Source organism: Phenylobacterium sp. (genome assembly GCF_016793285.1).
Taxonomy (GTDB): domain Bacteria; phylum Pseudomonadota; class Alphaproteobacteria; order Caulobacterales; family Caulobacteraceae; genus Phenylobacterium.
This window is the reverse complement of sequence record NZ_JAEUMO010000173.1, coordinates 1-7,409: the sequence shown is the minus strand read 5'-3', so window position 1 is coordinate 7,409 and position 7,409 is coordinate 1. Positions and strand designations below refer to the sequence as shown.

Sequence of the window (7,409 nt, the reverse complement as noted above, 5' to 3'; positions counted from 1 at the left end):
TCTCGTCGGTCACGTCCAGCACGCCGGCCTCGGCGCCGATCCTGTCGGCCGCCGCGCGCACCCGCTGCGCGTTGGTGGAGGCCACGGTGACGACCGCGCCCTCGCGCGCCGCGCCCTCGGCCACGGCGAACCCGATCCCGGATCCCCCGCCTACGACCAGAACCTTCTTGCCGCTCAGGCTCATGTGTCACGCCGCCCTGAACCGGACCGGCATCGCCTTGGGTCCGGAGATGAAGTTGGAGGGGAGCCACTCGACCGGCGCCGCCAGCTCGAAGCCGGCCATCCGCGCCAGCACCTCGCGCAGCATGGCGTCGATCTCGATCCGGGCGATGTGCTGGCCGAGGCACCCGTGCGGGCCGGTGCCGAAGGCGATGTGCGGGTTCTCGGGCCGCGAGAGGTCCAGCACGTCGGGCCGCGCGAACACGGCGGCGTCGCGGTTGGCCGCGCCGAAGTACATGACGACCTTGTCGCCTTCCCTGATCTGCTGGCCCGCCAGCTCGGCGTCGCGCCTGGCCGTGCGGCGCATGTAGATCACCGGGCTCGTCCAGCGCAGCAGCTCCTCGCGCGCCGTGGGCAGGCGGCCCTCCAGGTCGGCCATCAGCCAGGCGTACTGTTCGGGGTGCTCCATCAGGGCGAGCAGTCCGCCGGACAAGAGGTTCCGGGTCGTGTCCCCGCCCGCGTCGACCAGCAGCAGGAAGAACAGCAGGAACTCCATGTCCTCCAGCTTGCGGCCGTCGACCTCGCAGGCCAGCAGCTTCGAGGCCAGGTCGTCGCCCGGCCGCGCCCGCTTCTCGGCGATCACTTTCGAGCCGTACTCGAACATCTTCATCACCGCCTGGCCGCCGGCGCCGGGCGGCAGCGCCTCGGGGGCGGTGTGGATGATCTCGGTCAGCTTGTAGAGCTCGCGCCCGTCCGTGAGCGGCAGGCCCATCAACTCCGCGATCACGAAGCTGGGCATCTCGCCCGCCACGTCGTTCACGAAATCGCATTCGCCCTTGTCGATCACCGCGTCGACGATCTGCCTGGCCAGTTCCTGGATGCGCGCCTGCCGCAGCCGCGCCGACGGCTCGGTGAATTCGCTGCGGATGAGCTTGCGGAACGCCGTGTGCTCCGGCGGATCCATCATCAGCATCATCTTGTACGGCCCGAAGTTGCCGGCGTCGGCCAGCGGGTCGGTGATCATGATGGTGGGTTCGGACGAGTAGGTCTGGAAGTCGCGGTCCACCGCCCAGACGTCGGCATGGCGCGTGACGGCCCAGAAGCCCTTGCCGCCCGGCTCGTCGTGCCAGCGGACGGGCTCGTTGGCCCTGAGCCAGTCGAACTGGCCATGCGGCTGGCCACCCTCGAAGCTCGCCGGCGACAGGAGGTCGATCTTCATGGCCGCGGTCTCCGTGTCGGTTGCGGCCGGATTGGAGGCGCTTGACCGCGCGTCACGCAAGTCCGCGCTGCGCCTGCGCGCCCGGGGCGCAGGCGCAGCGCGGGGTTAGAGTCCCTTCGACGGGTTGATCAGGTACTTCTCGCCCGTCGTCTTCCTGTTGTAGGCGGCGATGACGTCGGGCCGCAGCGCCTCGGCGAGCGAGATCTCGGCGGTGTAGCTGCTGGCGAAGGTGGTCTTCAGCTCGTCGACCACCCGCTGGCGCAGCGCGGCGCCTTTCTCCGGGCCGGCCTTCATCAGGAAGTAGGTGAGCAGCCAGCCGCCCAGGCCCCAGCTCATGCCGAAGGCGCGGTTGAGCTCGGTGGGACCGGTGTCGAGGCCGCCGTAGATGTAGACCTGCTTGTAGGTGGTCGACCCGTAGCGGCTGTAGGCGCCGCCGCTGCGGGCGTTGGCGGCGATCTCCATGGCCGTCAGCAACTGGCCCGCCAGCTTGCCGCCGCCGATCGCGTCGAAGGCGATGGTGGCGCCGGTCTCGGTGAGCGCGGCGACGAGGTCGTCCATGAAGGTCGGGGCGGTGGAGTCGACCACGTACTTCGCGCCGATGTCCTTCAGGATCTTCGCCTGCGCGGCGCTGCGGACCACGTTCACCAGGGCGACGCCGTCCTTCAGGCAGATCTTCTGCAGCATCTGTCCCAGGTTCGAGGCGGCGGCGGTGTGGACCAGGGCCGTGTGCCCCTCCGCCTTCATCGTCTCGACCATGCCGAGCGCCGTCAGCGGATTGACGAAGCACGAGGCGCCGTCCGCGGCGCTCGCGTCGGCCGGCAGCGGCAGCACCTCGCCGGCCCTGGCGGTGCGGTACTGGGCGTACATCGCCCCGCCGAGCAGGGCGACGCGCCTGCCGACCAGCCCCTGCGCGTCGGGCCCGGCGGCGATGACGACGCCCGCACCCTCGTTGCCGACCGGCATGGACTGGTCGACGCGCGCGGCCATGGCGCGCATGAACTGGGGCGGGACCCTGGCCGTGGTCACGCCGCCGGCGCTCTTGACGGTGGAGAGGTCGGCCGGGCCCAGCAGCAGGCCCAGGTCGGACGGGTTCAGCGGCGAGGCTTCCACCTGCACCAGCACCTCGTCGCCCGTGGGCGCGGCGACCGGAACGGTCTCGAGACTCAGCTCCAGCTCGCCCGAGCTCTTGATGATCGACCGCAGTTGCAGTCCCGATGTCGGAATCCCGGCCACTCTCGCCTCCCTAGCCATCCCATGGGTGTCAGCAAGCGCACATGGCGGCTCCCGGCGCAGGCGCCAAGGGCCAAGCGCAAACTCCGGCCCAGAAGCAAAGAAGGCGACCCTTTCGGGCCGCCTCTGCCGCTTCTGTAGAGACCGCGCGGGACCGAAATCCCGGAAGCGCCGCGGGGCCCCACGCCCCGGCGTTCGGACAGGTTCCAAACGCCGTTCGCGAGCGTCATGTCGCAAACGCGGTTCTGCGACAAGCCCCCTGCGCCCGCAGGCCGCATTTCCGGCGTGGCCTGTATCCCCGCCGCAACGCCGTGAAATGGTCTTATTTGCGACCCGCGGCGAACACAGGTCACCCGTTTATTCGGTTGCGTCGGCTGGCCCGCATCCGGTCCGGATCCTGAACAGCCCCCCCAGCCCCCCTGATCGGGCGCCTGGTCAGCCGACGACCCCTCTTACAATTGGCGATGAGCGGATCGTGTCGGCTCAGACTTCGCGGGCGCGGTTCAGCCACTCCGCCGCGTTCCACGACGCCGAGCGCCCGCCCAGGCCCTCGCAGCGGAAGTTCAGGTCGCTGGTCTGCACCAGCGCCAGGAGCCGGTGGCCCGTCAGCAGGTGATTGCGCGACCAGTCCTCGACGATGTCCAGCACGCCGTGCGCGAACTCGGGCTGCTGGCCGGCGATGACGTGGAAGTCGCGCAGGCAGAGCGCCACGTCGGCGTCGTCGCCGAACGGAAATCTCGAGAACCCGTCGTTCAGGGCGTTCAGGTTGCCGTCCCAGGGCTCGTCGCCGAACCTCGCCGTCCACTCCAGGGCGTCGCTGATCGCGCGGCGGAACTGTCCGGGCGTGGCGCAGGTGATTTCGATAAGGCGGTAGCCCAGCGCCCTGAGGTCGGCCTTGCCGGCCTCGAACCGTCCGTCGCGCCAGTAGAGCGTGATCGCCCCATGGCGCAGCAACTCCCAGTCCGCACGATCGAAATCGCCTGCGGTGCGAAACAACGCCAGCCTCCCGCCAGCATCCCGAGCAGGATGCCGGCCACCTGATCCCTGGGTTGCATGGCAGCGCTTGGCCGCGCCGGGAGTCAACCTTCCTCCCCGCGCGCCAGTCAGGCGACGTGGAATCCCGCGTAGCCGCTGGCCGCGACCTCGTTGCACTTGTCGCGATAGACCGGGAAGCCGCCGATGTAAGGCATGAAGACCCTGGGCTTTCCGGGGACGTTGGCGCCCATGTACCAACTGTTGGCCTGCGGGTAGATGGTGCCGTTCGCCACCTCGTTGACGTGCTCGACCCACTCGTCCTGCGCCGGCTCGCTGGCCTCGATCGCGCCCATCTGCCGGTCGCCCATCCAGGCGATGCAGTCGCTGATCCACTCGACGTGCTGCTCGATGGCGACCGCCATGTTGCAGAGCACCGAGGGGCTCCCGGGCCCGGTCACCAGGAAGAGGTTCGGGAAGCCGGCGGTCATCAGCCCCAGGTAGGTGCGCGGGCCCGCCGCCCAGGCGTCGCTCAGCCGCTGGCCGCCGCGCCCGCGGATGTCGATCTTCGCGAGCGCCCCGGTCATGGCGTCGAAGCCGATCGCATAGACGATGGCGTCGACCGCGTACTCGCCCGCGGCGGTCTTCACGCCCGCTGTGGTGATGGCCTCGATGGGCTCCTCCGCGATGTCCACCAGGCTGACGTTGGGCCGGTTGAAGGTGGCATAGTAGCCGGTGTCGACGCAGAGCCGCTTGGCGCCGATCGGGTACGTCCTGGGGATCAGCTTCTCGGCGGTGGCGGGATCGTTCACGATGCCGCGGATCTTGTCGGCCATGAAGTCCACCGCCGTCCGGTTCGCGGCCATGTCGACGATCAGGTCGTTGTAGGCGCCGAGGAGGGCGAACCCGCCGTAGGCCCAGCGCGCCTCGAACGCGGCCTTGCGCGCCTCGGGCGTCGCCTCCAGCGCCGGCGTGTCGCCCATGGCGACGCCCCGGATGGCGAACCCGGTCTCGCGCGCCTCCGCGCGGCGGGCCGCGCGGTTCGCCGCCCAGTCCGCGGCCACGTCCGCCGGCACCGGGCCGTTGTGCGCCGGCACGCTGAAGTTGGGCGTGCGCTGGAAGACGGTGACGTGCCTGGCCTGCGATGCGATCACCGGGATCGACTGGATCGCCGACGAACCCGTGCCGATGACCGCCACGGTCATGCCGGTGAAGTCGACGCCCGCTTCGGGCCAGCGGCTGGTGTGCCAGGACGGCCCCTTGAACTCGCGCTCGCCCGGGAACTCGTCGCCCTTCGGGACCGACAGGCAGCCGGTCGCCATGACGCACCAGCGCGCGGAGACGGTCTCGCCGCCATCGGTGGTCACGGTCCAGCGCCGTGCATCCTCGTCCCAGTGGGCGGCGGCGATCCGCGTCCCGAGCTGTATCTCGTCGCGCAGCTCGAAGCGGTCGGCGACGTGGTTGAGGTAGCGCAGCAGTTCGGGCTGGGTCGCGTAGCGCTCGCTCCACACCCATTCGGCGTCCAGCTCGGGCGAGAACGAGTACGAATACTCCTGGCTCTCGATATCCACCCGCGCGCCGGGATAGCGGTTCCAGAACCAGGTGCCGCCGACGCTCGGGCCGGCCTCGTAGACCCGCGCCGACACGCCCAGCTTCTTCAGCCGGTGCAGCATGTAGAGGCCCGAGAACCCGGCCCCCACGATGACCACGTCGAGTTCCATGGCCGCCTCCCATATTGTTCTTGGGAACGACGATACCCGGTTTCCGTGGCGTCGGGATGCCCCTACCTGCGCGCCCGCCGTCCCAGCAGGTCGGTCCAGCGCCAGGCGCCGGCGCCCATGACGATCCGCGTCGCGCCGGGGCCGTCCGCCAGCGAGATCACCACCAGCCCGCGGACCGGCTCCTCGCGGCAGGCTTCGGGGGCGAAGCCGACCTCCCACTGGATCGCCTCGCGCACCGACGCCAGGCCCGCGCCTTCCTGCACGCCGTGGCGCACCCAGCCGCCGTTCCAGATGCGGATGGCCTTGCCGCGGCCCGCCTCGGAGAGCGCCGCCTGCACACGCCGGTCCTTGCGCAGTTTCCCCTGCAGGTGTCGCGCCATGTTGCAGCCCGCGCCGCCGCCGGAGCCCGAGTCGGCGGTCCCGGCGCCCGCCAGCTCAGCGTCGCCCACGGTGGAGATCCCGACGTCCCGCGGCCCCTCGCTCGCGGCGATCGGCTTCACGTCGAGCGGGGCAGGGGCCTTCGCCACGCGCGCCTTGATCGGCGGCGGCTTCTCTTTCACGGGCCTGGGCGGGGCCTTCTTCGGCGCCGGCTCGGGTTTCGGCTTCGGCTCCGGGTCGGGCGGGGCCGGCGGCTCGGGGGGCGCGGGCTCCACGAGCATCACCGGGATCGGCTCGATGATGGCCGCCTCAGGCGGCCCCCCAGGCGCAGCGCGCATGATCACGAGAGCAATGCCCGCGTGAGCCAGGGCGCTCAGCGACGCGGTGATGATCCGACGTCGCCTCGCCTGCCGGGGTCCAGCCTTCGGCACAAGTCGCCGGGTGTCGGCCTAGGACAGGACGATCAGCACCACGCGCCGGTTCTGCTGCCGGCCGTCCTTGTCGTCGTTCGGCGCCACCGGGGCGTCGGGTCCGTAGCTGATGGTCCCGATCCGGTTCAACGCCACCCCGTGCTGGTTCAGGTAGCGGCGCACGGCCTCGGCGCGCTCTTCGCCGAGCTTGTAGTTGTAGTCCTTCGCGCCCGTCGCGTCGGTGTGGCCCTGCACCTCGACGTAGACGTTGCGGTTGTCGGTCTTCAGCTTTTCGACGAACGCGTCGAGACGCGCCTGGGCTTCAGGGCCCAGGTCGGCCTTGTCCACGCCGAACTTCATGCTGTCGTCCGACAGGACTTCCTGGAAGAGGAACTTGCCCTCGGCCAGCTTGCCGGCCGCGGTGGCCCGGTCGAGCGCATCCTTGGCGGTGCCTTCGACGGTGGTCACGCGACCTGCGACCGTGTCGACACGCGTGCCGACGACAGCCACTTCCTCTCTCACGAACTTCTTCGTGGCGCAGCCTCCGAGACTGACCACGCCCAAGAGCGCCGCCCCCACCCAAATCACGCTCGACGAACGCTTCTTCATTTCCCAAGTACCTCCGTCCGGTTTCTCTCCCCAGCCCCGGCCGTAAGCGCACTGCACTGCTTCAATCGCGGCCGATATAGGCCGTTTTCGGGCGTAGCTTCGCCGTAGGACGAGGGATGAACTCCGCCTGTGGCGCCGCCTGGTCCGACGGTCTGAAAGTCGCGAACACCCTGGAGGTTGCATGCCGGTTCCAATTTGTCGGCGACGCGGTACGACTGCGCCCATGATCCGCCCCGCCGCCGCCCTCGCCGCCGCCTTAGCCCTTTCCGGATGCGCCATGATGACGAAACCACCCGCCCCGACGCCCGTCACCTACACCGGCACGCCGCAGGAGCAGTGGGTGCAGGGCCAGAAGGCCTACGAGGCCTGGAGCGCCGCGCGCCCCGGCTGGAAGGCCGAAAGCGGACTGCAGTACCGCAAGCTGAAGGGCAGGGGCTCGGGCCGCCATCCGGCGGCGACCGACACGGTGACCATCCACTACGTCGGCCGCTTCATCGACGGACGCGAGTTCGACTCGTCGCGAAAGCGCGGCGAGCCCGCCACCTTCCCCCTGCCGCAGCTCATCAAGGGCTGGCAGGAGGGCGTGCCGCTGATGCGCGCGGGCGAGACCTTCGAGTTCGTGATCCCGTCCACGATCGCCTACGGCGAGCGCAACCGCCCGCCCATCCCGCCGGGCAGCACGCTGCTCTTCGAGATCGAACTCATCGCCAT

Annotated in this window: 8 protein-coding genes; 1 reads left to right on the top strand and 7 read right to left on the bottom strand. The window is 70.1% G+C overall.

Annotated features, from left to right (window positions below; all coding sequences use genetic code 11):
- From JNL41_RS15330 to JNL41_RS15300, 7 genes are all read right to left on the bottom strand, one after another.
- Positions 1-184: SDR family NAD(P)-dependent oxidoreductase (locus tag JNL41_RS15330; protein ID WP_293476392.1), on the bottom strand; the 184-nt coding region annotated here is incomplete at its 3' end.
- Positions 185-187: 3 nt separating this feature from the next.
- A complete protein-coding gene (locus JNL41_RS15325; RefSeq protein WP_293476390.1) occupies positions 188-1,378 on the bottom strand; it encodes a cytochrome P450 in 1,191 nt (396 codons plus the stop codon).
- Between the two features lie 105 nt (positions 1,379-1,483).
- Positions 1,484-2,611 carry a zinc-binding dehydrogenase gene (locus JNL41_RS15320; RefSeq protein ID WP_293476389.1) on the bottom strand — a complete coding sequence of 376 codons (1,128 nt, stop codon included), beginning with the start codon at positions 2,609-2,611 and terminating at the stop codon, positions 1,484-1,486.
- A 480-nt stretch (positions 2,612-3,091) separates the two neighbouring features.
- Positions 3,092-3,604 (bottom strand): hypothetical protein, encoded by a 513-nt coding sequence (locus JNL41_RS15315; RefSeq protein WP_293476388.1) that lies wholly within the window; start codon positions 3,602-3,604, stop codon positions 3,092-3,094.
- Positions 3,605-3,711: 107 nt separating this feature from the next.
- Positions 3,712-5,301: an NAD(P)/FAD-dependent oxidoreductase gene (locus JNL41_RS15310; RefSeq protein ID WP_293476386.1), complete on the bottom strand. Its 1,590-nt coding sequence runs from the start codon at positions 5,299-5,301 to the stop codon at positions 3,712-3,714.
- 62 nt (positions 5,302-5,363) lie between these two features.
- Entirely contained in the window at positions 5,364-6,017 is a 654-nt protein-coding gene (locus JNL41_RS15305; RefSeq protein WP_293476394.1) for a hypothetical protein, read from the bottom strand.
- 111 nt (positions 6,018-6,128) lie between these two features.
- Complete coding sequence (locus JNL41_RS15300) at positions 6,129-6,611, bottom strand: OmpA family protein (protein WP_365698358.1); 483 nt, start codon at positions 6,609-6,611, stop codon at positions 6,129-6,131.
- A gap of 367 nt (positions 6,612-6,978) precedes the next feature.
- On the opposite strand from JNL41_RS15300, the gene JNL41_RS15295 reads away from it, so the two are divergent.
- On the top strand, positions 6,979-7,409 hold a 431-nt coding region (locus JNL41_RS15295; protein ID WP_293476382.1), incomplete at its 3' end, for an FKBP-type peptidyl-prolyl cis-trans isomerase.

Bases quoted from the DNA above. Each gene is read 5' to 3' on its own strand.
- JNL41_RS15325 (WP_293476390.1), bottom strand. From the start codon at position 1,378: ATGAAGATCGACCTCCTGTCGCCGGCGAGCTTCGAGGGTGGCCAGCCG.
- JNL41_RS15305 (WP_293476394.1), bottom strand. From the start codon at position 6,017: ATGCGCGCTGCGCCTGGGGGGCCGCCTGAGGCGGCCATCATCGAGCCG.
- JNL41_RS15310 (WP_293476386.1), bottom strand. From the start codon at position 5,301: ATGGAACTCGACGTGGTCATCGTGGGGGCCGGGTTCTCGGGCCTCTAC.